Source organism: Micromonospora sp. NPDC050795, assembly GCF_044456785.1.
GTDB lineage: Bacteria > Actinomycetota > Actinomycetes > Mycobacteriales > Micromonosporaceae > Micromonospora.
In genome coordinates this window covers 57,092-83,774 of the sequence record NZ_JBITGE010000014.1, presented here as the reverse complement: position 1 = coordinate 83,774, position 26,683 = coordinate 57,092, and the positions used below count along the sequence as shown (strand labels likewise).

The following is a 26,683-nucleotide window of genomic DNA, read 5'->3' as shown; positions in this document are numbered from 1 at the left end:
CGGCGGTGTCCCCGTCGTGTGGGTGTCCACTAGGCGATCCACTCCTTGCTGACCAGCCGGCCATCGGTGAAACAGAGCCGCCAGGTCGGCGCGGCGAGGGGAAAGTTGCCGTCGGTGTAGTACTCGCAGCCCGCCCGGTCGACAGCCGCCGACCGTTCCAACTGCCGCCGGGGCAGCCCGACCAGCTCCGACCGGGCCGCGCCGACACGCAGCTGGTCGAAGGTGGCCCGGTCCAGCACCGTCCCGGCGGTCGCCACCGGGTAGTAGACGAACGAGAGCACCAGGGCGAAGCAAACCGGGGCGACGAGCGCCACCAGCAGGCTGCGCCGAACCCGCCGGCGGGCGTCGTGCAGCCGCCGCTCGGCGTCCACCGGCCGCTCGGCCGGGCCGGGTCGCTCGTCGGACCATGACGTCGCCGCGACCTCGACCACCGACCCGATCGCCTCGGACGGCGCCGCGGCGGCGGCGGGCAACACCGCCCGTACCGTGAACCCGCCCTCGGCCCGACGGCCGGCGTCGAGCGTCCCACCGGCGAGGCGGACCCGCTCGGCGAGGGCGAGCAGCCCACTGCCCTGCGACGGCGGGGCGGGCAGCGGCCCGGCCGGCGGCGCGTCGTTGACGACTGTCACCTCGACCCGGTCACCGTCGCGGGTGAGGCGCACGTCGACCGGGGCGCCCGGCGCGTACCGGGCCGCGTTGGTGAGCGCCTCCCGGACGATCCGGTGCGCCGCGTGGCAGGTCATCGCCGGTAGGTCCGCGACCGCCGGGGCGGCGTCCAGCCGTACCACCATGCCGGCCTCGCGGGCACCGTCGACCAGGTCGGCCACCGTCTCCCCGCTCGGGCGCAGCGACGCGCCAGCCTCCTCGCGGAGCACCCCGATGATCTCGTGCAGTCGCTCGGTGGCGGCGGAGACGCTGGCCCGCAACTCCCCGGCCGCGGCCCGGTGCCGGTCGTCAAGGTCGGCGGCGACCTCCAGGGCGGCGGCGCGCAACGCGATCAGGCTGAGGTCGTGACCGAGGGAGTCGTGCATCTCCCCGGCGATCCGGGCCCGCTCACGCAGCCGGATCCGCTCGGCGGCACCCCGCTGTTCGCGGGTCAGCGCGTCGACGTGCCGGCGACCGGCGTCGGTCAACTCCTGCTGCTGGCGACGGTACCGGCCGACCAACCAGGGGAACACGGCGGCGAAGAGCAGCACCGACGCGAGCAGGAACCAGGTGGCCGCACCGGCGCCGAGAAACCCCAGGTTGAGCGCCGTGCCACCGGCCGTGATCAGCACGAAGACCATGATCGCCGGACCCACTGTGGCGCTGCGCCGCCCGGCGAGATAGCTGAAGACCGGGATGGCGAACACGAAGTTGCCGTCGACCAACGACCCGAGCACCGCCAGCACCAGGGCGACCAACGGCTGACGTCGAGTCGCCACGACCGCCACACCGAGCAGCAGCAGCTTGCCGACCAACAGCGGCACCGTGTACCGCGAATAGGGCGGGCTGGCCTCGGCGTAGCCGACCGGGGCGGCCACCACCGCCCAGAGCAGCACGTCCAGCAGCAGGCGACGCCGCCGGTGCAGCCAACCCGGCGGCGGGTAGTCGAGGATCCGCACGGCGGTCAGGCTACCCACGCCCGACCTGCGCGGACACCGACGAAAGTCAGGTGTTCAGCCGCTCTCCTCGGCCCAGACCCGCCAGTCGTCCAGCACCCCGTGCAGGTCCGGGGTGAGCCAACCCGGCGCGGACCGCCGGAACACACCCGGGTCCATCGCGCCCGCGCCGTCGGGCAGCGCGCCGAGCAGGTTCGGCACCAGGTCGGTGAGGTTCGTCCAGTGCACCAGCTCCGGCCGGGCCGGCCAGGCGCCGATCACCACACCGGCCGGCACCGCCCTACGGTCCAGCGCCTCCAGGGTCAACGCGGTGTGGTTGAGCGTGCCCAACCCGGCGCGGGCGACCACCACCGCCGGCGCGCCGAGCGACACCGCCAGGTCGGCCATCGTCCACGGCTCCCCCGACGGCCGCAGCCCCATCGGAACCAGCAGCCCGCCCGCGCCCTCGATCAACACGAGGTCGTGCTTGTCGGCCTCCGCGCGGACGGCGTCCACCGCCGCGTACAACTCCAACGGCGGCAGGTCGGCGACCCGCGCCGCAGCCAACGGAGCGAGCGGATCCGGATAGCTGGCCAGGGTCCGACCGGTCAGCGGCGCAGCCAACCGGTTCACCGCGTCCACGTCGCCGGGCTCACCGCCGGCCGTACCGGTCTGGCCCGGCTTGACCACCGCCACCCGCAGCCCGGCAGCCTGCGCGGCGGCCGCGATCGCCGCTGTCACCACCGTCTTGCCGACCTCGGTGTCCGTCCCGGTGACCAGCACCGACCCCGCCCAGCCGGTCATGGTGCGCAGTCCACGATGACGTCCAGCGCCCGCTCGAACGCCGTCCGGGGCACCCCCGCGCTCACCGTGAGGCGCAGGCGGGAGCGGCTGTCCGGGGTGGATGGTGGCCGGAAACAGCCCACCGCGACACCCCGGTCCCGGCAGTCCGCGGCCCACGCGGTCGCCGCCTCCGGGCCCGGGGCGGTCACCGAGATCACCGCCGCGTCCGGGGCGGAGACGGTCAGCCCGGCCGCCCGCAGTCGAGCGACCGCCAGTCCCACCCGGTCGGAGAGTTCGGCGCGCAGGTCGTCGCCGGCCTGGGCGAGCCGCAGTGCCGCGTGCACGCCGGCGGCGACCGCCGGCGGCAGCGCCGTGTCGAAGATGAACGTGCGCCCGGTCTCGACCAGATGCCGGACGAACTCGGCCGGGCCGGCGACAACGCCACCCGCGCCACCGAGCGCCTTGGACAGGGTGGCGGTGACCACCACGTCCGGCTCGCCGGCCAGCCCGGTGGCCGGCACCGCGCCCGCGCCGGCCGGACCGGTCAGGCCCAGCGCGTGGGCGTCGTCGACCAGCAGCAACGCGCCGTGACGGCGGGCCACCGCGTGCAGCCGAGCCAGCGGGGCGAGATCACCGTCGACCGAGAACACCGACTCCGTCACCACCACCGCCGGGCGGCCGGGAGCGGCCGCGAGCGCGGCGGCCACCGCGTCGACGTCGGCGTGCGGGGTGACCACCGTCTCCGCACCGGAGATGCGGCAGCCGTCGATCAGCGACGCGTGGTTGTGCGCGTCGGAGACGAGCAGCGTCTGAGGTTGGACGAGCGCCCGCAGCGCGCCGAGGTTGGCGAGGTAGCCGGAGGAGAAGACCAGGGCGCCGTCGGTGCCCAACCAGCGGGCCAGGTCCTCCTCCAGCGCCCGGTGCGCGTCGGTGGAGCCCCGGACCAGACGCGACCCGGTAGCGCCCAGCCCGTACGCCGAGAGGGCCGCCGTGGCCGCGGCGACGACGTCCGGGTGGGTGGCCAGGCCGAGGTAGTCGTTGCCGGCCAGATCGGTCATCTGATCGTCGGCCGGACGCGGATGCAGTCGCCTGGTGAGCCCGGCCTTCGCCCGCAGCTCCGCGCGGCGGTCGAGCGCCGCCAGCCAGTCCGCCACCGTCACCCTCCCCCGCTGTGTGTGCCGGTCAGCCCGACACCCGCCGGGCGAAATTACCACCCGCCGCCATCGGCCCGACGATTCCACTCGGTGCGGGTGGGCCGCCGGACTGCCAGGTCATTCCGGCTGATCGGGACGCCTTGTAGGGTACGAGCCATGCCAGAGATCCTCGACCAGGCCCGGACCCAGGTCCTGGGTGACGGTGTCGGCCTCGATCAGGCCGGCATCCTCGCCGTGCTGAACCTGCCCGACGAGCACCTGCCCGCCGCCCTCCAGCTCGCCCACGACGTGCGGATGCGCTGGTGCGGCCCGGAGGTCGAGGTCGAGGGCATCGTCTCGCTCAAGACCGGCGGCTGCCCGGAAGACTGCCACTTCTGCTCGCAGTCGGGCCTGTTCACCTCGCCGGTGCGCTCGGTATGGCTGGACATCCCGTCGCTGGTCGAGGCGGCGAAGCAGACCGCCGCGACCGGGGCGACCGAGTTCTGCATCGTCGCCGCGGTCCGCGGTCCGGACGCCCGGCTGATGAAGCAGATGCGCGAGGGCGTCGCCGCCATCAGGGCGGCTGTCGACATCCAGGTCGCCGCGTCGCTGGGCATGCTCACCAAGGAGCAGGTCGACGACCTGGTCGACATGGGCGTGCACCGCTACAACCACAACCTGGAGACCTGCAAGTCGTACTTCCCCAACGTGGTCACCACGCACTCGTGGGAGGAGCGCTGGGAGACACTGCGGATGGTTCGCGACTCCGGCATGGAGGTGTGCTGCGGTGGCATCCTCGGCCTCGGTGAGACAGTCGAGCAGCGGGCCGAGTTCGCCGCCCAGCTCGCCGAGCTGAACCCGCACGAGGTGCCGCTCAACTTCCTCAACCCGCGTCCCGGCACGCCGCTCGGTGACCGTCCGGTGGTGGAGGGCAAGGACGCGCTGCGGGCCATCGCCGCGTTCCGGCTGGCCATGCCGCGCACCATCCTGCGGTACGCCGGTGGCCGCGAGATCACCCTCGGCGACCTCGGCACCCGGGACGGCCTGCTCGGCGGCATCAACGCGGTGATCGTCGGCAACTACCTGACCACGCTGGGTCGACCGGCGACAGCCGACCTGGAGCTGTTGGACGAGTTGAAGATGCCGGTCAAGGCGCTCTCCGCCACGCTGTGACGACAATGACGACGACGGAGCTGTGGTGCGACAGGTGCGGTGAGCCGGCGACGGCCACCGTCCACCCGGCCTGCGCGTCGGCCCGCCAGTTGGAGCCGCCCCGCTTCTGCCCCCGCTGCCGTCGCCGGATGAAGGTTCAGGTGCTGCCGGTGGGCTGGTCGGCGATCTGCGTCGAGCACGGCGAGATGCGGGGCTGAGCCGGATGCTGCGAGGGCGGGCGGTGACCCTACGACCGGCGACGGTCGCGGACGTGCCGGCCCTCGCCGCGATCCGGGCCGACCCGGAGGTACGCCGCTGGTGGCGGGGCGGCGACGACCTGGCCGACTCCGTGCGTGCCGACCTCGCCGACGACGACCTGCACGTGTACGCGATCGAGCACGACGGTCGGGTGGTCGGCGCGATCCAGTGGTACGCCGAGGCGGACCCGGACTACCGGCACGCCAGCCTGGACGTCTTCCTCGATCCGGCGGAGCGCGGCGCCGGCCTCGGTGGTGACGCCATCCGCACCCTGGCCCGACACCTGATCGACGAGTACGGCCACCACCGTTTCACCATCGACCCGGCCGCGGCGAACAGCGCCGCCATCCGGGCGTACGCGAAGGTCGGTTTTCGGCCGGTGGGGGTGCTGCGCCGCTACGAGCGCGGCGCGGACGGCCGCTGGCACGACGGTCTGTTGATGGACCTGCTCGCCGACGACCTGGTGGAGTGAGCGGGAGCTCTCGCGCTCACTCAGCCCATTTGGGGCATTCATCCCCTAAGGCTCGAATCGCGCTTATCGTGCCTTGAATGAGGGTGGAGACGAGGGGGTCGGACGCGAGCGCCGGCCCGATCCTCGCGGGCCGGTTCCGTGGCGACATCGAAGGGCTGCGGGGGCTCGCGCTGGTGCTGGTGCTGGTCGGGCACGCGGGCATCTCCGCGCTCCCCGCCGGGTTCGTCGCCGTCGACGTCTTCTTCGTGATCTCCGGCTTTCTGATCACCGGACTTCTCGTCGACGAGATCCGCCGGACCGGCGGAATCCGTATCGTCGACTTCTACGCCCGACGCGCCAAGCGGTTGCTGCCGGCCGCCAGCGTCGTCCTCGTGGCGAGCCTCCTGCTCACCTACCTCTTCCTGCCCCCGATCCGCTGGGCGGGAACTGCCCGGGACGCCCTGGCCAGCGCGGTGTACGCGATGAACTGGCGCCTGGTCGAGCAGTCGACCGACTATCTCCGCTCCGAGGAGGCCCCCAGCATCCTCCAGCACTTCTGGTCACTCGCCGTGGAGGAGCAGTTCTACCTGGTCTGGCCGCTGCTCCTGCTCGTCGTCGCCCTCCAGGTTGCGCGGCGCACGTCCCGGCACATCGACGCGCGGCGTCCGATCTCGGGTGGTCGGTCGGGCCGACACCGCAGACCGTTCCTCGGCGACCGGATGTCCCCGTGGCTGCTCGCCGCCTTCGCCCTGGTCGGCATCCCGTCGCTGGCCTGGTCGATTCACCTGAGCCAGGCCGAACCGGCGCGGGCGTACCTCGTCACCACCACCCGGATGTGGGAACTGGCGCTGGGCGGTGGTCTGGCGATCCTGGGTGGACACCTGTCCCGGCTGCCGCGTCCCGCCGCGATCGCGCTCGGTTGGGCCGGTATGGCCACTGTCGCCCTCGCCGCGACGTTGATCCGACCGGAGACGGCTGCCTACCCGGGATATCTCGCGTTGCTGCCCACCCTCGGCGCGGTAGCGATCATCGCGGCCGGGCCCGGTGCCGGACGATACGGGCCGGCCCTGCTGCTCAACAGGCGACCGACGCGCGCGATCGGTGCCGTGTCGTACTCGTGGTATCTGTGGCACTGGCCCCTGCTGGTGGTGGCGGAAGCCCGGTGGGGACCACTGGGAACCACGGCCGGCCTCGCGATGATCCTCTGCTCGGCCGTCCCGGCGGTACTGACCTACCACCTGGTGGAGAACCCCTTCCGGTACGCACAGTTCTCCAGGGCCCGCGTGCTGCGAATGGGACTGGCCGCCACCAGCGTCACGGTCCTCACCGGAATCGGACTGCAACTGGCGGTCCGGCCACCGGCCTCGGTCGAGGCGCCACCCGCCGGGGCCGCCGCGCCGGTCGCGTCACCCGGGGGCGAACGGGCGGCGGCACCGGTGGACCGGTTCGCCCGCATCACACCCGATCCGCTCGAAGCCCGCGACGACCTGCCCGACGTCTACCGGGACGACTGCGTCACGCAGGCGCAGGAGGCAAGCCTGCGCAGCTGCACCTACGGCGACCGGAACTCGCCGGTCGAGGTGGCCCTGGCCGGCGACTCGCACGCGGCGCACTGGGTGCCGGCCCTCCAGGTCATCGCGGCGGAGCGCGGCTGGCGGCTGGTCACCTACATCAAGACGACGTGTTCCTTCCTGACCGCGCCGATCGACATCGCCGGGCGGCCGGACCACAGCTGCACGGAATGGAACCGCAATCTGCGAACCGCGCTCACCGGCGAGCGGCGGCCCCGGCTGCTCATCGTCTCCAGCGTGACCCAGATTCCGCTGGTGGACGGCAGCCCGCCGCCACCGGGCCCGGCGACGACGGACGCGCAGACGGCCGCACTGTCGCAGACCTGGTCGGAGATGACCGGGGCCGGGCTGCCGCTGGTGGTCATCCGGGACACCCCGTCGTTCACCGTGGACATCGCCGAGTGCGTCTCGGCCCATCGCGAGCGACTCACCGCCTGCGCGCAGCCCCGGCAGCGCGCGCTCACCTGGGGCATCCCGCAGGAGCGCGCCGCGGCGGCGGTGCCCGGCGTGCGCCTGGCCGACCTCAACGACGCCATCTGCCCCACCGAACCGTGCCCCGCGGTGATCGACGGGCTGCTCGTCTACCGGGACGCGCATCATCTGACCGCCACGTACGCCCGCAGCCTCGCCCCGCGGCTGCACGACCGGTTGCGTCAACTCGTGCCACAGCACCTGCCGTAGGGAGGTGTGACCGCAGATGTGGACAGTTACCGTCCGCGCGGGACGGCAACTGTCCACGATCTCGCGTGCGGTGCCGGTCAGGCGATGGCGCAGGTGGTGTTGTTGACGGTGAAGGCGGTCGGTTTCGGGTTGGCGCCGCTGTACGTACCGTTGAAGCCGAAGCTCACCGACGCCCCGGCCGCGATCGTGCCGTTGTAGGACAGGTTCGTGGCGGTGACCGCCGCGCCGCTCTGGCTGATCGCCGCCGACCAGCCCTGGCTGACGCTCTGCCCGCCGGGGAAGCTGAACCGCAGGGTCCAGCCGTTGATCGCGGTGGTGCCGGTGTTGGTGATCGACACGTTGGCGGTGAAGCCGCTGCCCCAGTCGGTGGTGGCGTACCCCACCGTGCAGGTGCCACCGACCGGCGGGGCCGCGGTGGTCACCGCGACCGGCGTGGACGCCGCGGAGGTGTTGCCCGCCGCGTCCACCGCGACCACGTAGAACTGGTACGCCGTGGAGGCGGTCAACCCGGACACCACCTGGGTGCTGCCGGTCGGCGAGCCGACAAGCACGTCGGTGGCGCCGGCCTCGCGGTAGACCCGGTAACCGGTGACGCCCACGTTGTCGGTCGACGGGGTCCAGGCCAGGGTGAGCCCGGTGGCGGTGACGGCCGAGGCGACCGGCGTGCCGGGGGTGCTCGGCGCTGTGGTGTCGGCGGTGCCGGCCGGTGGCGTGGTCACCGTGAGCTTCGGCGAGGCGGCCGACGTGTTGCCCGCGCCGTCGCGGGCCACGACGGTGAACTCGTACGTCCGCTCGGGCAGCAGCGTCGGGACGGTAAGCGTCGTGCCGGTGACCGGCCGGACCACCACCACGTCGTTGCCGACCAGGAACTCGCGGACGTCGTAGCCGGCCAGGCCACTGCCACCGCTGTCGGTGGACGCCGCCCAGCTCAGGGTGACCGTGCGGGGCCCGAGGCCCGACGCGACGGGCGCACCCGGGACGGTCGGCGCGGTGGTGTCCGGTACGACCGGGCCCGGCTCCTCGCCCCAGACCCGGGTGGCGCCGGAGTAGAGCGGCACCTTCCGGTTGGGCCCGGCGGTGGCCTGGTACGACGGGTCGTTGGTCGGGTCCCAGGTGCCGCCCTCCGGCACGCCGATCTTGAACTGGACCTCCATCCGGTGCTGCGACTGACCCGCCGGAGCGATGGTGTACCCGGCGCAGTCCACCTCGACGTACCAGATGTCGCCGCTGAACTGCTTGGCGGTGGTCGGGGACGGGCAGCCCTGGGTGTAGCCGGCGGTGACCTGCACCGGGCCGGTGCCGTCGGGCCGGAAGTAGTACCGGAACCGGCCGTCGGTCAGCGCGCGGGCCGGGAACGCGGACTTGTTGTAGACCATCACCTTCAGCCCGGTGGCCCGAGGTTCGGCCTGCGTCACTGTGGTCTCCACGGTCAGCTCGTCGATGTCCGGCGTCTCGGCGACCGGGAAGTTCGCCAGCGGCGTGCCGCCGTACTCGGAGGTCAACCGGACCAGCGCGGACGTGAAGCCGGCGTTGTAATCGGTGGCCACCTCGTTCATCACGTAGTCAGACCGGCTGTCGCTGTACGCGTCGTTGGCCGAGGACGGGCCGCCGACCAGCGCGCCGTAGAGGGTGTGCCGGGTCTGGACCGGCACGGTCTGGCTATCCCACCAGGAGCCGTGCGCGGTGCGGTGGTGCGGGTTCTTCGGCGAGTTGGCGCCGAATCCGATGACGTAGCTGGAGTTGCGCGGGTTGTCGCCGAGCGCGTAGTTGATCTGCCGGACGGCGAAGTCGTGGTAGCGCGCCTTGCGGGTGGTGTCGGTGGTCTTGTCGCTGTAGACCAGCGCGGCGAAGGACGTGTTCGCGGCATAGCGCAGCGCGCCCCAGGAGTCGAGCACCGCCATCCCACCCGGCGAGTACGGCACCCGCTGCCCGTTCACCCCGACGGTCCAGTAGTCCAGCCACCGGTTGGCGTCGTCGACGTACTTCTGTTTGCCGGTCAGGTTGGCCAGCAGCACGTACGCGCCGAACTGCTTGTTGTCCCAGGCGATGGTCCACTTGTAGGAGCGGGTGGTGGTCTGGTTCTCGGTGCCGAGCTTGTCGTACTCACTCTCGGCCTTGGCCAGGTAGCTGGCCTCGCCGGTGGCCCGGTGCAGCCAGATCGCGGCCCAGACCAGCTCGTCCTGCCAGCCGCTCCACGAGCGGTAGAAGCTCGTGGCGTCGGTGATGCACTCGTGGTAGGCCTTCCGCACCGTGTCGGCGAAGGTGTAGAGCTGCCGGGCGTGGCCGAGCAGCTTGTCGGCGTAGGCCGCGTCGGTGGGGCGGAACACCATCGAGGAGGCGGCCATCGCGGCGGCCGTCTCCCCCGCCAGGTCCGCGCCGCCACAGCTCGCATCGATCTTGTACGCGGGCCGCGCCATCGGCATCACCTCGGCCGGACCCCACCACTTGTGGTCGTCGTCGCCCTTGCCGACCTGTCCGTAGAGGACGTTGGCCGACGGGTGCGCCTTGATGAAGTAGTCGTTGACGAAGCGCAGGTTGTTGAGCAGGTGCGGCAGTTGCCCGGACGAGGTGTACCCGCTGCGGTACTCGACCGCGCCCCAGGCGAGCATCGTGGCGCTGAACGCCATCGGGAAACCGAACTTGACGTGGTCGCCGGCGTCGTACCAGCCGCCGGTGAGGTCCACGCCCGCGCTGGCGCCGTCGGTGAGCGCGCTGTCTCCGCGCCAGGAGACCCGGTTCCAGTCGGGCAGTGGGCCGGACTGCTGCGCCTCGTAGAAGAGCAGCGACTTCTGCAACGCCTCGGCGTAGTTGTAGGTGGCCGCCGGCGCGGCGGAGGCGGGCTTGGCCGCCGGGGCGGCGGTGGCGGGCCCGGACGGTGGCGCGGTCACCGCGAGGGACGCGCCGGTGAGCAACGCGACGCCGAGGGCCAGCAGCCGCCGCGGCCAGGGCTGGTCGGCGGCCGGCGACCGGCCGGGCTGGCCGCTGAACGGCCGGGTCAGGTGGCGCATGGCGGACTCCTGTCGGAGGCGCCGCCGGCGGTCGCACCGACGCGGGACGGCGTACGGGCGGCACGGCCACCGGCGACAGCGGGGGTGGCGGTGTGACCATGGGTCATGGAAGCGCTCCCATGGATAACCGACAATGTAATGGGCGGCTCGTCGGTTGGAAAGCCTGCCGATCGGGGCCGACGCGTACGGCACCACTTCCGTACTCGCGAGTAACCACTGCGGACCATTTCACATCATCGATGGATCTCGATCTGTGAAAGACGTTTGCGCAGCTCACGGCGAGCGCGTCTGCGACAAATTTCGCACCGATCGAGCGCTCCGGCGACCAGCCAGACGAACGTACTGTTGCTGACCCGCTACGAAGCGCGAGACAGTACCGCTCACCAGCGGTGCCGTCGACGCCGCCGCTCCCCGGTCAACCTGAGGAGAAGCGATGGCAGCACTACGACTCGCCGACGACACCGCCTGGGACGACATCCTGGCCCGCGCGGTGACCGTCGCCCCGGAGGCGTTCGGCACCGAGGTCGACGGCGTCACCACCCTGCACAACCTCGTCGAGGGCGAATGGCGGGCGGTCGGCCAGCCCGCCCCGGTCCGCACCCCGTTGGACAACACCGTCCTCATCAACCTGCCCCGGGTCGACGCGACCACCGCGCGCGCCGCGGTCGCCCACGCCGCCGCCGCGCACCAGGCCTGGGCCCGGACCCCGCTGGCCGACCGCAGGGCCCGGGTCGCCGAGGCCCTGGACTCGCTCACCGCCCACCGCGACCTGCTCGCCCTGCTGCTGGTGTGGGAGATCGGCAAGCCGTGGCGGCTGGCCTGCGCCGACGTGGACCGGGCGCTCGACGGCGTCCGCTGGTACGCAGGCGAGATCGACCGGATGCTCGCCGACGGCCGCGAGCCGTTGCCCGGCCCGGTCAGCAACATCGCGTCGTGGAACTACCCCATGAGCGTGCTGGTGCACGCCGAACTGGTGCAGCTCCTGGCCGGCAACGCGGTCATCGCCAAGACCCCCTCCCAGGGCGGCGCGGTGTGCCTGACCGTCGCGCACGCGCTGATGCGCCGGGCCGGACTGCCCGCCACGCTCGTCTCCGGCAGCGGCGCGGAACTGTCCGAGGTGCTGGTACGGGCACCCGAGATCGGCGCTGTGGCGTTCGTCGGCGGCCGGTCCAACGGCGGCAAGGTGGCCGCCGCTCTGCTCGACAGCGACAAGCGGCACTTCATCGAGCAGGAGGGCCTCAACGCCTGGGGCATCTGGAACTTCTCCCAGTGGGACCTGCTCGCCACGCATCTCAGGAAGGGCTTCGAGTACGGCAAGCAGCGCTGCACCGCGTACCCCCGGTTCGTGGTGCAGCGCGACCTCGTCGACGAGTTCCTCGACATGTACCTGCCGGTCGTCCGCTCCGTCCGCTTCGGTCACCCGCTCGCCGTCGGTGACGGCTGGGCCCCCGGTGACCCGCTGCCCGAGCTGGACTTCGGTCCGCTGATCAGCGCCACCAAGGCCGACGAGCTCCGCCGCACCGTCGACGAGGCGGTCCGTGGCGGCGCGATCCCCCTGCACCGGGGCAAACTGGCCGGCGCGCCGTTCCTGCCCGGGCAGGACACCTCGGCGTACGTGGCGCCGTCGGTGCTGCTCGCCCCGCCCGGACGGTCCCGACTGATGCACGCCGAGCCGTTCGGTCCGGTCGACACGATCGTCGTGGTGGACACCACCGACGAGCTGCTGGCCGCGATGAACGCCTCCAACGGCGCGCTGGTGGCCTCACTCGCCTGCGACGACACCGACGAGGCCGGCAAGCTCGCCGTGGACCTCCAGGCGTTCAAGGTGGGCATCAACAAGCCGCGCTCACGCGGTGACCGCGACGAACCGTTCGGCGGCCGGGGCGCCTCCTGGAAGGGCGCGTTCGTCGGCGGCGACCTGCTGGTGCAGGCCGTCACCGTCGGCGGAGACAGCCGGCTCTACGGCAACTTCCCCGACTACAGCAGTTACCCCAGCACCTGACGACCGGGCCCCTTGTGGAGGCTCGCCGACGACCGGGCCCCTTGTGGAGGCTCGCCACGCACAAGGGGCTCTCGTCAGGCCGTGGAGAACGCGCCGTTGCGGTCCGCCCCGGTGGGGACAGCGAGCGGCACGGTGAGGGTGAGCAGCCCGCCGTCGCGTTCCACAACGGTGGGCCGGCCCAGCCGGTGCAGCGTCCGCAGCATCGGGTCGTTGGTGGCCTGCACGTGCAGCACCAGCGCCGCGTACCCGGACCGGTCGGCGTGCTGAACCACCCGGCGCAGCAACGCCGAGCCGAGCCCACGCCGCTGCCAGTCGTCGCGCACCAGCAGCGCCACCTCCGCCTCGTCGCCCTCGCCGAGCAGGTTCGCCATGGCGACCACCGACTCGGCCGCGCCATCGGAGCCGGTGGTGCTGGCGATCAGCGTCAGCCCTCGGCTCGGCTCCAGCAGTCGACGCAGGCGGGCCGGCTGCGGCAGCGCCGCCCCGCCCAGGTAACGCCGCTGCCGGCTACGCGGCGAGCACGCCTCGTGCAGCTCCACCACGCCGGGCAGATCATGGGCGTTGGCCGGCCGGACGGCCACCTCCGCGCCGTCGGGCAGCACCACAGTCACCTGTTCGGCGGCCCGGCGCGCCACCGTGGCGGCCAGCTCGACGAGGGCCTGCGCCCGCGCGTACTCCGCCGGGGTGAAATCGGGCGCGGCCCGGCGCAGTGCGAACGAACCGCCCGCCGGGTCCGCCAACAGCATGCTCGCCCCGGTGATCCCCCGTTCGCCGCCGACCGATGCCGGTCGCCAGCTGACGACGTCGGCGGCGAGCAGGGTCCGCAACGCCTCGCCCGTCGCGTCCGGGTCACGCACCAACCGGTTTGCCAGCCCGAGCACCCGGGTGGGCTGGTCGGCCAGACCACGCGCCTCGCTGCGCGCCACCCAGCAGTCCCGGCCCCGACCCTGCTCGACGGCGGCGATCAGCTCAGCCTCGTCGAGCGCGTCCGGCGCGTCGACCAGGAAATCGTCCACCGCGCCCTGCTCGGTGGGCTGCACCTGCACGGTGAGGATGTTGACCCCACGCAGGGCGAGGCTCGCCGTGAGCACCGACAGGTAACCCGGTCGGTCGTCCACCGTCGCTCGGATCCGCCACAACGTCATGGTTGGCTCCCTTCCCCGGTAAGAGCCTCACCCCCGCCTGTTGCCGCCCGGTTGCCCGGCGGTGTCGGCCCGGGAACTCCTCGGCCGCTCAGGGGCCGGCGACCACCGGCGGCGGCGAACCGACGAGGTCGAGTCGGTCACCGAGGATCACCGCGCAGGCGCGGACGAGCTGGGTGAGCCGATCCACCTCGGTGCTGTGGAACGCCGCAGCGGAGAGGGTCTCGCTGCGCTCACGGGCCACCACCAGCACCAGGCCCGCCCGGCCGAACGGCGTGATCGCGTGGTGGGTCCCGTCGGGCGTGGTCATCGACCGACCGCGCAGCGGGGTCACCTCCGGCAACCGCGCGGGTACGGGAGCCCGCCAGCTCGCGTACCCCACGGTCGCCCCGCCGCCCCCGCTGCGCGAGGCCCAGTCGACCGGCACCACGGCGGCCACTGCCCAGTCGGCGGCCAGCAGCCCCGGCACCGCGTCGACCAGGGTGGCCAACCCGTCGGCCGGGTTGGCCGCGACCTGGGCCAACAGCTCCGCGTCCTGGCCGGTGGTGGTGGGCGCGCCGATCGCCCGCCACACACCGTCCACCCGCACGCCCGGTATCGCCGCGAGGCCAGCCAGCAGCCGCTCCACCCGCGCCGCACCCGGCCAGACGACAGTGAAGTCGTCCACCGCGCGCCCGCCGAGCCGTTCGAGGACCACCACCTGGACGATGTCCGCCCCGGAGACGCCTAAGGTGCGGGCGACCTGACCGAGAGTGCCCGGACGATCCGGCAGGGTGACCCGAACTCGCAGCAACATGTCTGTCCCTCCGCTCGGCGGGCCGGCACAGAGAGCTGCCGGCAGGCTGACACCAGCCTGGTCGTTGACCATTTCGTCCCCGTTGCAGGGGCATGTCCCGAGCGGAAATTCTGACCTTGACAACGTGAGCGGGCTGCCATCAACTAGTCGGATGAGCGATCCGGCTGTCGACGCGTCACGGCCGGGGGCCACGGCCGTCTCCCCAGCGGGGCTTGCCCTTGACCGTCTCGCCGACCATCTGGCACAGCACCGACCCGAGCTGGCCGTCGGGCCGCTGCGGGCTCAACTGATCGCGGGCGGCAAGTCCAACCTCACCTACCTGCTGCGCCTCGGCGACCGCGAGGTGGTGCTGCGCCGCCCCCCGCTGGGCCACGTGCTGGCGACCGCGCACGACATGGCGCGCGAGTTCCGGGTCATCTCCGCGCTGGCGCCGACCGAGGTGCCGGTCCCGGGCGCGCTGCTGCTCTGCACCGACCCCGAGGTGATCGGCGCACCGTTCTACCTCATGGAGCGGATGCCCGGCGAGGTGTTCCGCACCCGCGCGCAGACCGACCCGCTGGGCGACGAGCGCCGCCGCGCACTGGCCATGGCGATGATGGACACGCTGGCCGCGCTGCACAGCGTCGACCCGTCGAGTGTCGGGTTGGCTGACTTCGGCCGCCCCGAGGGCTACCTCGCCCGGCAGGTCCGCCGCTGGTCCGGGCAGCTCGACCGCTCCCGCAGCCGCCCGTTGCCCGGCATCGACGAGCTGCGTGACCTGCTCGCGGCGACCGCCCCGGAGGGCGCGAACGCCGGCCGGATCGTGCACGGCGACTACCGGCTGGACAACCTCCTCGCCTCGGCCGACCCGGTGGCCGTGCACGCGGTGCTCGACTGGGAGATGGCCACCCTCGGCGACCCCCTCGCCGACCTGGGGCTGCTGCTGACCTACTGGGACGTGCTCGGTGGCAGCGACACCGCCGCGGGTAACCCCGTCGCCGACGGGCTCGGCCCGCGCGCCGGCTTCCCCACCGGCAGCGAGCTGATCGACAGGTACGCCGGCCGCAGCGATGTCGACGTCGGGCCGCTGCACTGGCACGTGGCGCTGGGCTGTTTCAAGCTCGCGGTCATCTGCGAGGGCATCCACTACCGCCACACGCTCGGGCAGACGCTCGGCGAGGGCTTCGACCGGATCGGCGAGATGGTGGCACCGCTGGTCGCGCACGGGCTGACCGCCGCCAGGGAGCGGTGATGGACTTCTCATACGACAGCCGGACCGAAGAGCTGCGCGCCGAGCTGACCCGGTTCCTGACCGAGCACGTCTACCCGGCCGAGGCCGTGCACGCCGAACAGGTGGCCGCCGGGGACCCGTGGTCGCGTACCCCGGTGTTGGCCGAACTGAAGGCGGAGGCCCGCAAGCGCGGCCTGTGGAACCTCTTCCTGCCCGACCCGCGTTACGGCGCCGGCCTGACCAACCTCCAGTACGCTCCCCTGGCCGAGCTGACCGGCCGCAGCCCGCACCTCGCGCCGGAGGCGGTCAACTGCGCGGCACCGGACACCGGCAACATGGAGTTGCTGGCCGAGTTCGGTTCCGAGGCGCAGCAACAGCGCTGGCTGATGCCGCTGCTGGAGGGCGAGATCCGCTCGGCCTTCTGCATGACCGAGCCGGATGTCGCCTCCTCCGACGCCACCAACATCGCCACCCGGATCACCCGCGACGGCGACGAGTACGTGATCAACGGACGAAAGTGGTGGTCGTCCGGGGCCATGGACCCGCGCTGCGAGATCTTCATCGTGATGGGCAAGACCGACCCCACCGCCGACCGGCACCGCCAGCAGAGCATGGTGCTGGTCCCCCGGGACACCCCCGGGGTCACAGTGCGCCGGGGCATGACCGTCTTCGGCTACACCGACGGTTCGCACGGCGGGCACGCCGAGATCGACTTCACCGACGTCCGGGTGCCAGCGGAGAACCTCATCGGAGCCGAGGGGACCGGCTTCGCCATCGCCCAGGCCCGGCTCGGGCCGGGCCGGATCCATCACTGCATGCGATTGATCGGAATGGCTGAGCGGGCCCTGGAGTTGCTCTGCCGCCGCGCCAACGAGCGGATCGCCTTCGGCCGACCGCTGGCCGAGCAGGGCGTGGTCCGGGAGTGGATCGCCGAGTCCCGCGTCCGCATCGAGCAGGCCCGGCTGCTGGTGCTCAAGACGGCCTGGCTGATGGACACCGTCGGCAACAAGGGCGCGCACACCGAGATCCAGGCCATCAAGATCGGCACGCCGGCGATGGCGGAGTGGGTGATCGACAAGGCTATCCAGGGGTACGGCGGCGCCGGCGTCAGCCAGGACACGCCACTGGCCGCTCTCTGGGCGCAGACCCGCACCCTGCGCCTGGCCGACGGGCCCGACGAGGTGCACCGCAACTCCCTGGCCAAGCGCGAACTACGCCGCTGGACCCCGTAACCCCGCCCGCCCCCGCACCCCAAGATCGCGCTCGACCCTGGATGGAGTGGTGTGCGCTCCCCCGGAGGCCACCAGATCCAGGATCGAGCGCGATCTCCCCCGCCAACCCTCGTGATCATGAGGTTGACGGGCTGGAATGCCGGAAATGTCCAGGCCAACCCCATGATCGACACCCGCTGGGCGGGGTGGGGGTGGGGGGTGGGGGTGGGGTGGGGGGTGGGGGTTAGGCGGAGGCTCGGTGGATCAGTTGGGTGTCCAGGAGGATGTGGGAGGCGGGTAGCTCCTCGCCACGGATCCGGGCCACCAGCAGGCGGGCCATCTGCCGGCCCATCTCCTCCACCGGCTGGAAGACAGTGGTCAACGGCGGCTCAGCCTGTCGGGCGATGGTCGCGTCGTCGAAGCCGATCACCGCGACGTCCTCGGGCACACGCCGGCCGGCCTCCCGCAGGGTACGCAGCGCGCCGAACGCCATGAGGTCGGACGCGACGAAGACCGCGTCCAGGTCCGGGCAGACATCCAACAGCCGGCGCATTCCGGCCGCGCCGCTGCCCTCGCTGAAGTCGCCGTACGCGATCAGGTCGGGGTTGACGCTGGCGCCGGTGGCCTTGACCGCGTCGGTGTAGCCAGCCAGACGGGCCAGCCCCGCACCCATGTCCTGGGGACCGGCGATGGTGGCGACGCGCCGCCGGCCCTGTCTCGCCAGGTACTCCACCGCCTGCCGGGCCCCGCCAACGTTGTCCACGTCGACAAACCAGGCCGGTTGGGCGCCGGGTTGCAGCATCCGGGCGGGCCGACCGCCGAGCACGGCGGGCAGGCCGCGCTCCTCCAGCAGCGTCGGCAGCGGGTCGGAGTCGTGCAACGACAGCAGCAGTACGCCGTCGACGTGCTGGTTGGTGAGGTGGTGCTCGACGCGCTCCCGCTCCACCGGCGACTGGGCCATGGCCAGCCAGAGCTGCATCGGCGTCTCCAGCAGCCCGGAGCTGATCCCCCGCACGATCGAGGCGAAGAACGGCTCGGTGAAGACCCGCTCGCCGGATTCGGACACGACCAGCGCGACGGAGTCGGTCCGCTGGGTGACGAGCGCACGGGCGGCCCGGTTCGGCACGTACCCCAGCTCTGCGATGGCCTGTTGGACCGCGGCCCGGGCCTCCGGGCTGACCTGGGGCGAGCCGTTGACCACGCGGGAGACTGTGCCCCGACCGACGCCGGCACGCGCCGCGACCGCGTCGAGGGTCGGGCGCCCGAGCGACCGGGTGCGCTGCGTTGTCATCGTGTGCTCCTCCGACGGCGGGCGGACCCGGCGCCACCTGCGGGAGGTGGACGCCGGGGCCGTCCTGATGGCTGGCCCGAGCCTATTGTGCGGCCAGACCGTTGCGGCGGATCACCGAGGCGTACCACTTGGCGCTGGACTTGGGGGTGCGGACCTGACTGTCGTAGTCGACGTGGATCATGCCGAACCGCTTGGTGTAACCCCAGGCCCATTCGAAATTATCCATCAGCGACCAGGCAAAGTATCCCCGCAGAGGCACTCCGGCGTCGATCGCCTCATGGGCGGCGCGCAGGTGGGCGTCGAAGTAGGCCAGCCGATCGACGTCGTCGACCTGCCCGTCGACCACCGAGTCGACGAACGCGGAGCCGTTCTCGGTGACGTAAAGGGGCAGCTCGGTGTAGTCGTGCACCCGGCGCAGCGTCTCGGTCAGACCCGGGGCGTCGATCTCCCAGCCCATGTCCGTGACCGGAACGCCACGGGTGACGAACCGGACGTCCTCGCTGCCCGGCCAGCACGAGGGGGCCGGGTCGGCCTCCCCGTCCTCGACCGGCGCGGCGACCACGTGCCGGCTGTAGTAGTTGACCCCGACCAGGTCCAGCGGCGTGGAGATGGTCGCCAGGTCGCCGTCGTGCACGTGCTCGAAGTCGGTCACCGTGCTGAGGTCGGCCACCAGGTCCTCCGGGTACGACCCCCGCAGCAGCGGGTCCAGGAAGAACCGGTTGGCCAACCCGTCGATACGCCGGGCGGCGTCCACGTCGGCGGGACTGTCACTGGCCGGGTCGACCGGGTAGAGGTTGACGGTCACGCCCACCTGAGCGCCCGGCCGGGCGGCCCGCAGTGCCTGCACGGCCAGGCCGTGACCGAGCATCAGGTGGTGGCCGGCGCGCACCGCGTCCGCTCCGTCGGTGCGGCCGGGGGCGTGCACGCCGGAGCCGTAGCCGAGGAACGCCGAGCACCACGGCTCGTTCAGCGTGGTCCAGTAGCGCACCCGGTCACCGAGAGCGTCGGCCATCAGGGTGGTGTAGTCGGCGAAGCGGACCGCGGTGTCCCGGGCCGGCCAGCCGCCGGCGTCTTCGAGCGGCTGCGGCAGATCCCAGTGGTAGAGGGTCAGCCACGGCTCGATGCCGTTGGACAGCAGCTCGTCGACGAGTCGCCGGTAGAAGTCCAGGCCCTGCGGGTTGGCCGCGCCGGTGCCGCCGGGTTGCACCCGCGACCAGGAGACCGAGAAACGGTACGACCTGAGGCCCAGTTCGGCCATCAGCGCGACGTCCTCGCCGAGGCGATGGTAGTGGTCGCACGCCACATCGCCGGTGTGCCCGGAGAGGACACGGCCGTCGGTGTGGCTGAAGGTGTCCCAGATCGACGGGGTGCGGCCGTCCACGGCCGCCGCCCCCTCGATCTGGTATGCCGCCGTCGCGGCCCCCCAGAGGAATCCGGGTGGAAAGGTCAGCCCGGGACGCTCGTCGAGGACGTCGACGGCGGGTGGGCTGGCGGGGTTGCTCACGACTTGACGGCACCTTCCATGATCCCGCCGATGATTTGGCGGCCGAACACGAGAAAGACGATGACCAGGGGGATGGTGCCGATCGCCGTGGCGGCGAACACCTGGGAGTAGTCGGTGTAGTAGGCGTACGACAGGAAGGAGAGCGAGACCTGGAGGGTCGGGTTCTCCGGGGTGAGGATGGCGTACGGCCAGAGGAACGAGTTCCAGGTCTCCATGAAGGTCAGCAGACCGAGCACGCCGGCGGCGGGACGCAGCGCGGGCAGCACGATGCTCCAGTAGATCCGGAACGTGCTGGCCCCGTCGACGCGACCGGCCTCGATCAGCTCGTCGGAGATCGCCTGGCTGGCGTACTGCCGCATCATGAACACGCCGAAGGCGGTGACCAGGAACGGCACGGTGACCGCGTAGAGCGTGTCGTACCACCCCAGGTCCTGCATCATCCCCCAGAGCGGGATGAGCCCCATCTGGGTCGGGATCATCATGGTGACGATGATCGCCAGCAGGAGGGCGTTGCTGCCGCGGAACTTCAGCTTGGCGAAGGCGAAACCGGCCAGCGAACCGGTGAGCACCACCGACAGGGTGACCACCGAGGAGACGATGATCGAGTTCATCATGCCGGTGAGGAAGTTGGCGGCGTCGTTGTCGAGCACCCGCTGGAAGTTGTCACCGAACGCGCCACCGGGGGTCAGCGGCGGCGGCACGTCGTTGATGTTGTCCAGGCTGCGGCTGCCGATCACCAGCATGTAGTAGAACGGGTAGATCGACAGCAGTGCCGCCAGGACGAGCGCCAGGTAGGTCAGCGGGCTGGTGCGCCACAGGCGCTGGGAAGCCGAGATCATCGATCTCTCCTCACTTCGCCGAGCGGCGGACGAGTAGGAAGTTGAACAGCGACACCACGATGATGATCATGAAGATCGCCCACGCGACCGCGGCTCCGTAGCCGGCGGTGTTCAGGTTCACGATGCCCATCTCGTACATGTACATGGCCAGCGTCTGGAACTCCCGCTGGTTGCCGCCGATGATGTTGCCGTTGCCGAAGAGCAGGGGCTCGGTGAAGAGCTGCATGCCGCCGATCGTCGACAGGATGACCACGAAGATGAAGGTGGGCTTGAGCATCGGCAGGGTGATCTGCCAGAACTGTCGCCACGGGCCCGCGCCGTCGATCTCCGCGGCCTCGTAGAGGTCCTTCGGGATCGCCTGCATGCCGGCGAGCAGGATCAGGGTGTTGTACCCGGTCCACCGCCAGTTGACCATGGAGGAGATGGCCGTCCAGGAACTCCACCGGTGCCCGTCCCAGTCGACCGGGTCGACACCGACGAAGCTGAGCAGCCAGTTGAACAGACCGAACTCCCGCTGGAACAGCATCCCGAAGACGATCGCGACCGCGGCCACCGACACCACGTTCGGCATGAAGATGGCCATCCGGAAGAAGGTCTTGGCGCGCAGGAGGGTCCGGTTGAGCAGGTTCGCCAGGAAGAGGGCGAGCAACAACTGCGGGATGGTCGACAGGGCGAAGATGCCGAACGTGTTGACCAGCGCGTTCCAGAAGTACTCGTCGGACACCAGCCGGGTGTAGTTGTCGAAGCCGATGAACGTGTGCTCGCCGATCATGTCCCAGTCGTGCAACGACATCCAGGCGGTACGCACCATCGGGTACAGCCCGAACACACCGAAGATCAGGAAGAACGGGGCGATGTAGAGGTACGGCGAGTACTTGACATCGAGGCGGTTGAGTAATCTTCCCCGTCGACGGTGGCGATCGACGTCGGGAGAAGGCGGTGCTGCTGGCGACGGCCGTGCCGTCGTGGCCGACAGGCTCATGCGAATTTCCTTTTCCGGCGAGGCCCGGGGGCCCTCGCGCAGGGCGCTACGCGGAGGGGACCGGCCGGTGGCGTCCGGGAAGCCCCGAACGCCACCGGCAGGGAATCACTCAGAAGGCACCCTGAGTCTTTGCGTCCTTCGTGAACTGCTCCCAGGCCTTCGCCTTGTCGGCCTGCCCGTTCTCGAACGCCCGCAGAGCCGGCTCGAGCGCGTTCTCCTTCACCGCCTGGTGCTTCGGGCCCAGGTGGGTCGGCTGGATCTTGGCGACGCTCTCGCCGAAGATCTTGCCCGTCGGCGCGTTGCTGAAGTACTCGTTGGTGTAGCTGACGAACGCCTCGTTCTTCAGCGCCTCCAGGTTCGTGGGCAGCGGGCCCTTGAGCTTGAACGCCTCGACCTGGCTCTTCGCGTTGGTCAGGTACTCGGCGAGCTTCGCCGCCTCGTTCGGGTACTTGCTCTGCGCCGGAACCGCGAGCCACGAGCCGCCCCAGTTACCGCCGCCGCCCGGCACGGACGCGACATCCCACTTGCCCTTGTTGGCCGGACCGGAGTTGTCCGACACGATGCCGAGCATCCACGACGGGCAGAAGGTGGCCGCGAAGGTGCCCTGCTTGAAGCCACCCGACCACTCCGGCGACCAGGTGGACGCCTTGGCGGAGATGTCCGCCATCGAGGTGGCGGTGTCCCAGGCGTTCTTCACCGCGGGGCTGGTGTCCGCGATGATGTTGTCTTCCTTGTCGTAGAACAGGTCACCGTTGCCCTGGAAGAGCACACCGTTGGAGACGGCGGTGATCGAGTCGATGAACGCCTTGCCGCCGCTGCCCTGCTTGTACTTCAGGCCGGCGTCGTGGAAGCCCTTCCAGTCAGGCCAGAGCGCCGACACCTGGTCACGCTCGGTGGGCAGGCCGGCCGCCTGGAACAGGTCCTTGCGGTAGCAGACGGCGAGGCTGCCGACGTCGGTCGGCAGGCCGATCAGTCGACCGTCCGGCGCCTTGCCCAGCTCCCACTTCCAGGGCAGGTATTCCTTCGAGTGGTCGGCGACCAGCGGGGCGAGGTCGGCCCAGTTACGCGCGTTGGGCTTGAACTCGTTGAGGATGCCCTCTTCCAAGGCGGTGACGTCCGCCGCGCCCTTGCCGGTGGCCAGGTAGCGGACCAGCTTCGGCCGGTACTCACCGAGCTGCGCGGTCTTGCGCAGCTCGACCTTGATGCCGGTGTCCTTCTCGTACTGCTTGACGAGCTCGTCGTAGCCCATCTCGCCGAAGGTGTCGACGACCAGCTTGGCGGGCTTCTCGCCGGCCGCTGGCTTGTCGTCGTCGTTGCCGCAGGCCGCGAGTCCGCCGATTGCGGTGATCGCGGCCAGGGCAGCGGCCGCCAGGCGGGTACGCCGCGTGGTGACACTCATGCGCTGACCCCTCTTTCCGGTGGTGAGGCTGGGTGGTTGTGGTGGGGGGTGTCTCATCGCGCCAGGCCGGGGATGCGTGAGTGACCCATGCCACCTCCGGGAGCGCTCCCATGAGATTGCCGGCGGGTAACGGGAGTGTCAATAGGACGTTGGGAGCGTTCCCAGATCGTTACCGCTGACCACTCCCTCCGCACCAACCCCACCCACAACGCCCGCCCCCACGCGGTGACCAGGAAGTATCGGTCAGGAAACGGTGCCCCTCCGGCACCGACTTGTTGATCGACAACGGTCGGTCGGGTGCGGCGGGGGTGGTGGATCAGCAGAAGTGGCGCAGGAGCGTGGTCGCGCGGGTGGGGTCGAAGCGGGACGGGTCGAAGGTCGAACCCGCCCAGTCGCGCAGCATCGCGTGGCGGGAGCTGACGAGGTCGGCCGTGGCGCTCTCGTCGTCCACGGCTTCCAGGAGCGCCTGGTAGCCCAACGATCCGCCGACACCCTCCGGCGGGCAGGCCCGCTCGCCGGCCACGCAGACCGGGTACCGCTCGTCGGGGTCGGCCGTCAACGCGTCCTCCACGACCAGGTCGTGCTCCCACCAGTCGCCGAAGTCGTACGTGTAGGAGAACCGGCTGCCCTTGCCGAGCACCGCGTCGAGCCGCACGTCCAGCTCGTCGTGCAACCCCAACTCCCCGTCCGCGTCCGGCTCGCCGTACTGCACCGCGTCGATCTCGAACGAGTGAAGGTGGCAGTCCCGCCAACCCATCGCGTGCTGCACCACCCGGTGCAGCCGGTCCAGCGTGTAGCCGGCCGGCACGAGCACCCTGCGCCACACCGGCGGGCGGGTTCCGGCGAGGGACATCTTCAGCTGGAAGATCTGACGCGCCATGCTGTCCTGTCCTCCCGCGGCTTAGGCTGCGAGCATGATCTGCCGAGCGTGCCGGGCCCGGCGACACGACGACTGCCCGGGCCGGAACTGGTGCGACTGCCAGCACCGTACCGCCGAACCCACCCCTCCGGTCACCGGTCCGGCCGACGAATGACCGTCGGAATTCCGATCCGACGGCTCTGGCCCGAGCCGTCGACGCAGCCGCTCGACGACTCCGCGCTGACCTCCCTCTACGGTCGCGCCGACGAGCCCCGACTGCGGGTGAACTTCGTGGCCAGCCTGGACGGCGCGGTCACCGTGGACGGCTTCTCGGCCGGGCTCTCCGGCGAGCCGGACAAGCGGGTGTTCGGCCTGCTGCGGATGGTCTGCGACGCGCTGGTGGTGGCCGCCGGCACACTGCGCCACGAGAAGTACCGGGCGGTCCGGCTCAACGAGCGCCGCCGAGCCTGGCGTCTGGCCAACGGGCTGGCCGAGTACCCGACGCTGGTGGTCGTCTCGAACTCCCTCGACCTGGATCCGGCGCAGGCCGCCTTCGCCGACGCGCCGACCCGCCCGGTGGTGCTCACCCACGCCGACGCCGATCCCCCGCCCGGCCTGACCGACGTCGCCGACGTGCTGCGCTGCGGCGCCGAGCGGGTCGACCTGGCCGCCGGTCTCGCCGAGCTGCACCGCCGCGGGCTCACCCAACTGCTCTGCGAGGGCGGTCCGCACCTGTTCGGCGCGCTCACCGCCGCCGACCTGGTGGACGAGCTGTGCCTCACCGTCTCGCCGCTGCTGGCCGGGCCCGGCCCGGGCCGGATCACCGCCGGCGACAGCGCAGCGCCCCGGCACCTGCCACTGCGCCACGTGCTCGCCTCCGACGACGGCGTCCTGATGCTCCGCCACGCCCGCCCGTAACCCGCCGTCGCCGGGGCACACACCCACCGTTGTGAGTGTGACGGCGCATGGTGTCGTCCGCCGCGTCGCGTGGCGACCTGTCGTACTCCTCGGGCAGGATGCACTGCATGCGCGCCGACCGTGATGCCCGACCGACCCGAGCCGCCCGATGACCGACGCCGAGCTCGACAGCCCGGGCGAGGTGGTCGGCCGCGTGCTGGGCACCGCCGACGCCACCCCGTTGCAGTTCTGGACGGCCGTCGCCCCGGGCAGTTACCTCCAGCTCGACGACGTGGTGGTCACCCGGCGCGAACTGCCGGACCGGGAGCCGGTGACGATCGCCGGGGTGGTCACCCAGGTCCGCGCTCGGCACGAGGGCGCCCAGTTCGAGTCCGACGTGTTCGCCATCGCCGACGGCACGCTGCCCGCACAGGTGCAGGAGGCGGCCGAGGTGACCACCACCCGGGTCGATCCGGAGCTGTACGTGCCGCCGACCCCGGGCGCTGTGGTGCACCGGGCCGAGGGTGACGCCCGGGCCCGCGCGCTGCACTTCGACCGGATGGAGCGACGCATCCCGATGGGGATGGGTCGGGACGGGGTCCCGGTCTACCTCAACGCCGACTTCCTCGACGGCAGCCGGGGCGCGCACGTCTCGATCTCCGGCATCTCCGGGGTGGCCACCAAGACCAGCTTCGCCACCTTCCTGCTCTACTCGGTGTTCCGCTCCGGCGTGCTGGGCGGCGACGCGGTCAACGCCAAGGCGCTGATCTTCAACGTCAAGGGCGAGGATCTGCTCTTCCTGGACCACCCGAACACCCGCCTCGACGAGCCCACCCGCGCCGCGTACGCGAAGCTCGGGTTGAGCGCTGGCGCCTTCCCCGACGTGCGGGTGTACGCCCCGCCCCGGGTCGGTGACTCGGCCGGTACGCCGGATGTGAGCAGCCGGCTCACCGGGGTCGACGCGTTCTACTGGACGTTGAGCGAGTTCTGCACCGACCGTCTGCTGCCGTACGTCTTCGCCGACGCCGACGACGAGCGTCAGCAGTACACGATGGTGGTCCACTCGGTGGCCGCGCACCTGGCCCGCTACGCCCAGCCCGCCGACGGCGGAGTGAGCATCGACGGGGTCCGGCTCGGCTCCTACGGCGATCTGGTCGACCACATCGTCGATCAGCTCAACGACGACGAGACCCGCTCCGACTGGGCGGGTAGCGCTGTGGGGCTGGGCACCGTCAACGCGTTCGCCCGGCGGTTGATCGGCAGCAAGAAGGACCTGGCCCGGCTGATCCGTGGCGACCTCGCCACCCGCCGCCCCCACTCCATCAACACGAGCGAATCGGCCCAGGTCACAGTGGTCGACCTGCACAACCTTCCCGACCGCGCGCAGCGGTTCGTGGTCGGTGTGACGCTCAAGAGCGAGTTCGAGCGCAAGGAGAAGTCCGGCACCGCCAAGCCGCTGCTCTTCGTCGTCCTCGACGAGCTCAACAAGTACGCCCCCCGGGAGGGCTCCTCGCCGATCAAGGAGGTCCTGCTGGACATCGCCGAGCGGGGCCGCTCGCTCGGGGTGATCCTGATCGGCGCGCAGCAGACGGCGAGCGAGGTGGAGCGGCGGATCGTGACCAACTCGGCGATCCGGGTGGTGGGCCGGCTCGACCCGGCCGAGGCGTCCCGCCCGGAGTACGGCTTCCTGCCGCCCGCGCAGCGCCAGCGGGCGTTGCTGGCCAAGCCGGGCACCATGTTCGTCAACCAGCCGGACATTCCGGTGCCGCTCTGCCTGGAGTTCCCGTTCCCGGCCTGGGCCACCCGGGTCTCCGAGGCGGGCCGGGCACCATCGGAGACGCTGCGCTCGATCACCCAGTCCGCCGACCCGTTCGCCGTGGTGGGCTCCGGCGGCGGCACCGACGACGACATCCCGTTCTAGGTAGGGGCCGGCA

At 71.5% G+C, this 26,683-nt stretch carries 21 protein-coding genes; 9 read left to right on the top strand and 12 right to left on the bottom strand.

Annotated elements, in window-relative coordinates; translation table 11 throughout:
- Positions 1 to 29: 29 nt before the first annotated feature.
- Genes ACIBEF_RS14885 through ACIBEF_RS14875 form a run of 3 tightly spaced genes read right to left on the bottom strand, consistent with a single transcriptional unit; the run spans position 30 to position 3,517 of the window.
- Complete coding sequence (locus ACIBEF_RS14885) at positions 30 to 1,604, bottom strand: sensor histidine kinase (protein ID WP_396793874.1); 1,575 nt, start codon at positions 1,602 to 1,604, stop codon at positions 30 to 32.
- Between the two features lie 54 nt (positions 1,605 to 1,658).
- Positions 1,659 to 2,384: a dethiobiotin synthase gene (gene bioD / locus ACIBEF_RS14880; RefSeq protein WP_396793873.1), complete on the bottom strand. Its 726-nt coding sequence runs from the start codon at positions 2,382 to 2,384 to the stop codon at positions 1,659 to 1,661.
- Positions 2,381 to 3,517 carry an 8-amino-7-oxononanoate synthase gene (locus tag ACIBEF_RS14875; protein WP_396793872.1) on the bottom strand — a complete coding sequence of 379 codons (1,137 nt, stop codon included), beginning with the start codon at positions 3,515 to 3,517 and terminating at the stop codon, positions 2,381 to 2,383. The genes bioD and ACIBEF_RS14875 overlap by 4 nt, the downstream gene beginning before the upstream one ends.
- A gap of 156 nt (positions 3,518 to 3,673) precedes the next feature.
- Between ACIBEF_RS14875 and bioB the strand changes: the two genes are divergently transcribed.
- The 4 genes from bioB to ACIBEF_RS14855 all read left to right on the top strand — a co-directional run bounded on the left by bioB (position 3,674) and on the right by ACIBEF_RS14855 (position 7,609).
- Positions 3,674 to 4,669 carry a biotin synthase BioB gene (bioB, locus tag ACIBEF_RS14870; RefSeq protein WP_354941635.1) on the top strand — a complete coding sequence of 332 codons (996 nt, stop codon included), beginning with the start codon at positions 3,674 to 3,676 and terminating at the stop codon, positions 4,667 to 4,669.
- A gap of 5 nt (positions 4,670 to 4,674) precedes the next feature.
- Positions 4,675 to 4,866, top strand: a complete 192-nt coding sequence (locus tag ACIBEF_RS14865; RefSeq protein ID WP_355007073.1) for a hypothetical protein — start codon at positions 4,675 to 4,677, stop codon at positions 4,864 to 4,866.
- A 5-nt stretch (positions 4,867 to 4,871) separates the two neighbouring features.
- Entirely contained in the window at positions 4,872 to 5,378 is a 507-nt protein-coding gene (locus ACIBEF_RS14860) for a GNAT family protein (RefSeq protein WP_355007074.1), read from the top strand.
- 77 nt (positions 5,379 to 5,455) lie between these two features.
- On the top strand, positions 5,456 to 7,609 hold the full coding sequence (locus ACIBEF_RS14855; protein ID WP_396793871.1) for an acyltransferase family protein: 2,154 nt from the start codon (positions 5,456 to 5,458) through the stop codon (positions 7,607 to 7,609).
- A gap of 77 nt (positions 7,610 to 7,686) precedes the next feature.
- Here ACIBEF_RS14855 and ACIBEF_RS14850 read toward each other — a convergent pair whose 3' ends face one another.
- Positions 7,687 to 10,617 carry a glycoside hydrolase family 9 protein gene (locus ACIBEF_RS14850; protein ID WP_396793870.1) on the bottom strand — a complete coding sequence of 977 codons (2,931 nt, stop codon included), beginning with the start codon at positions 10,615 to 10,617 and terminating at the stop codon, positions 7,687 to 7,689.
- A gap of 433 nt (positions 10,618 to 11,050) precedes the next feature.
- On the opposite strand from ACIBEF_RS14850, the gene ACIBEF_RS14845 reads away from it, so the two are divergent.
- On the top strand, positions 11,051 to 12,619 hold the full coding sequence (locus ACIBEF_RS14845) for an aldehyde dehydrogenase family protein (RefSeq protein WP_396793869.1): 1,569 nt from the start codon (positions 11,051 to 11,053) through the stop codon (positions 12,617 to 12,619).
- Positions 12,620 to 12,693: 74 nt separating this feature from the next.
- On the opposite strand, the gene ACIBEF_RS14840 is transcribed toward ACIBEF_RS14845, so the two are convergent.
- Both ACIBEF_RS14840 and ACIBEF_RS14835 read right to left on the bottom strand, forming a co-directional pair.
- Positions 12,694 to 13,764 carry a GNAT family N-acetyltransferase gene (locus ACIBEF_RS14840; protein ID WP_396793868.1) on the bottom strand — a complete coding sequence of 357 codons (1,071 nt, stop codon included), beginning with the start codon at positions 13,762 to 13,764 and terminating at the stop codon, positions 12,694 to 12,696.
- An 88-nt stretch (positions 13,765 to 13,852) separates the two neighbouring features.
- Positions 13,853 to 14,557: an amino acid-binding protein gene (locus ACIBEF_RS14835; protein WP_396793867.1), complete on the bottom strand. Its 705-nt coding sequence runs from the start codon at positions 14,555 to 14,557 to the stop codon at positions 13,853 to 13,855.
- Positions 14,558 to 14,708: 151 nt separating this feature from the next.
- Between ACIBEF_RS14835 and ACIBEF_RS14830 the strand changes: the two genes are divergently transcribed.
- Together ACIBEF_RS14830 and ACIBEF_RS14825 are read left to right on the top strand one after the other, a co-directional pair.
- Positions 14,709 to 15,788: a phosphotransferase family protein gene (locus ACIBEF_RS14830; RefSeq protein WP_396793866.1), complete on the top strand. Its 1,080-nt coding sequence runs from the start codon at positions 14,709 to 14,711 to the stop codon at positions 15,786 to 15,788.
- Entirely contained in the window at positions 15,788 to 16,999 is a 1,212-nt protein-coding gene (locus ACIBEF_RS14825) for an acyl-CoA dehydrogenase family protein (RefSeq protein WP_396793865.1), read from the top strand. Before ACIBEF_RS14830 ends, ACIBEF_RS14825 begins: the two co-directional genes overlap by 1 nt.
- A 223-nt stretch (positions 17,000 to 17,222) precedes the next feature.
- Here ACIBEF_RS14825 and ACIBEF_RS14820 read toward each other — a convergent pair whose 3' ends face one another.
- The 6 genes from ACIBEF_RS14820 to ACIBEF_RS14795 form a co-directional block, all read right to left on the bottom strand.
- On the bottom strand, positions 17,223 to 18,269 hold the full coding sequence (locus ACIBEF_RS14820; RefSeq protein ID WP_355009408.1) for a LacI family DNA-binding transcriptional regulator: 1,047 nt from the start codon (positions 18,267 to 18,269) through the stop codon (positions 17,223 to 17,225).
- A gap of 82 nt (positions 18,270 to 18,351) precedes the next feature.
- Positions 18,352 to 19,773 (bottom strand): GH1 family beta-glucosidase, encoded by a 1,422-nt coding sequence (locus ACIBEF_RS14815; protein WP_396793864.1) that lies wholly within the window; start codon positions 19,771 to 19,773, stop codon positions 18,352 to 18,354.
- Entirely contained in the window at positions 19,770 to 20,612 is an 843-nt protein-coding gene (locus tag ACIBEF_RS14810) for a carbohydrate ABC transporter permease (RefSeq protein ID WP_357206990.1), read from the bottom strand. Before ACIBEF_RS14810 ends, ACIBEF_RS14815 begins: the two co-directional genes overlap by 4 nt.
- A 10-nt stretch (positions 20,613 to 20,622) precedes the next feature.
- Positions 20,623 to 21,594, bottom strand: a complete 972-nt coding sequence (locus tag ACIBEF_RS14805; RefSeq protein WP_366607252.1) for a sugar ABC transporter permease — start codon at positions 21,592 to 21,594, stop codon at positions 20,623 to 20,625.
- A gap of 109 nt (positions 21,595 to 21,703) precedes the next feature.
- Positions 21,704 to 22,993, bottom strand: a complete 1,290-nt coding sequence (locus ACIBEF_RS14800) for an ABC transporter substrate-binding protein (RefSeq protein WP_396793863.1) — start codon at positions 22,991 to 22,993, stop codon at positions 21,704 to 21,706.
- Between the two features lie 316 nt (positions 22,994 to 23,309).
- Positions 23,310 to 23,873, bottom strand: coding sequence for a plasmid pRiA4b ORF-3 family protein (locus ACIBEF_RS14795; RefSeq protein ID WP_396793862.1), 564 nt, complete (start codon positions 23,871 to 23,873; stop codon positions 23,310 to 23,312).
- Between the two features lie 150 nt (positions 23,874 to 24,023).
- On the opposite strand from ACIBEF_RS14795, the gene ACIBEF_RS14790 reads away from it, so the two are divergent.
- Together ACIBEF_RS14790 and ACIBEF_RS14785 are read left to right on the top strand one after the other, a co-directional pair.
- On the top strand, positions 24,024 to 24,770 hold the full coding sequence (locus ACIBEF_RS14790; protein WP_396793861.1) for a pyrimidine reductase family protein: 747 nt from the start codon (positions 24,024 to 24,026) through the stop codon (positions 24,768 to 24,770).
- A gap of 148 nt (positions 24,771 to 24,918) precedes the next feature.
- A complete protein-coding gene (locus ACIBEF_RS14785; RefSeq protein WP_396793860.1) occupies positions 24,919 to 26,670 on the top strand; it encodes an ATP-binding protein in 1,752 nt (583 codons plus the stop codon).
- The last annotated feature ends 13 nt before the right edge of the window (positions 26,671 to 26,683 follow it).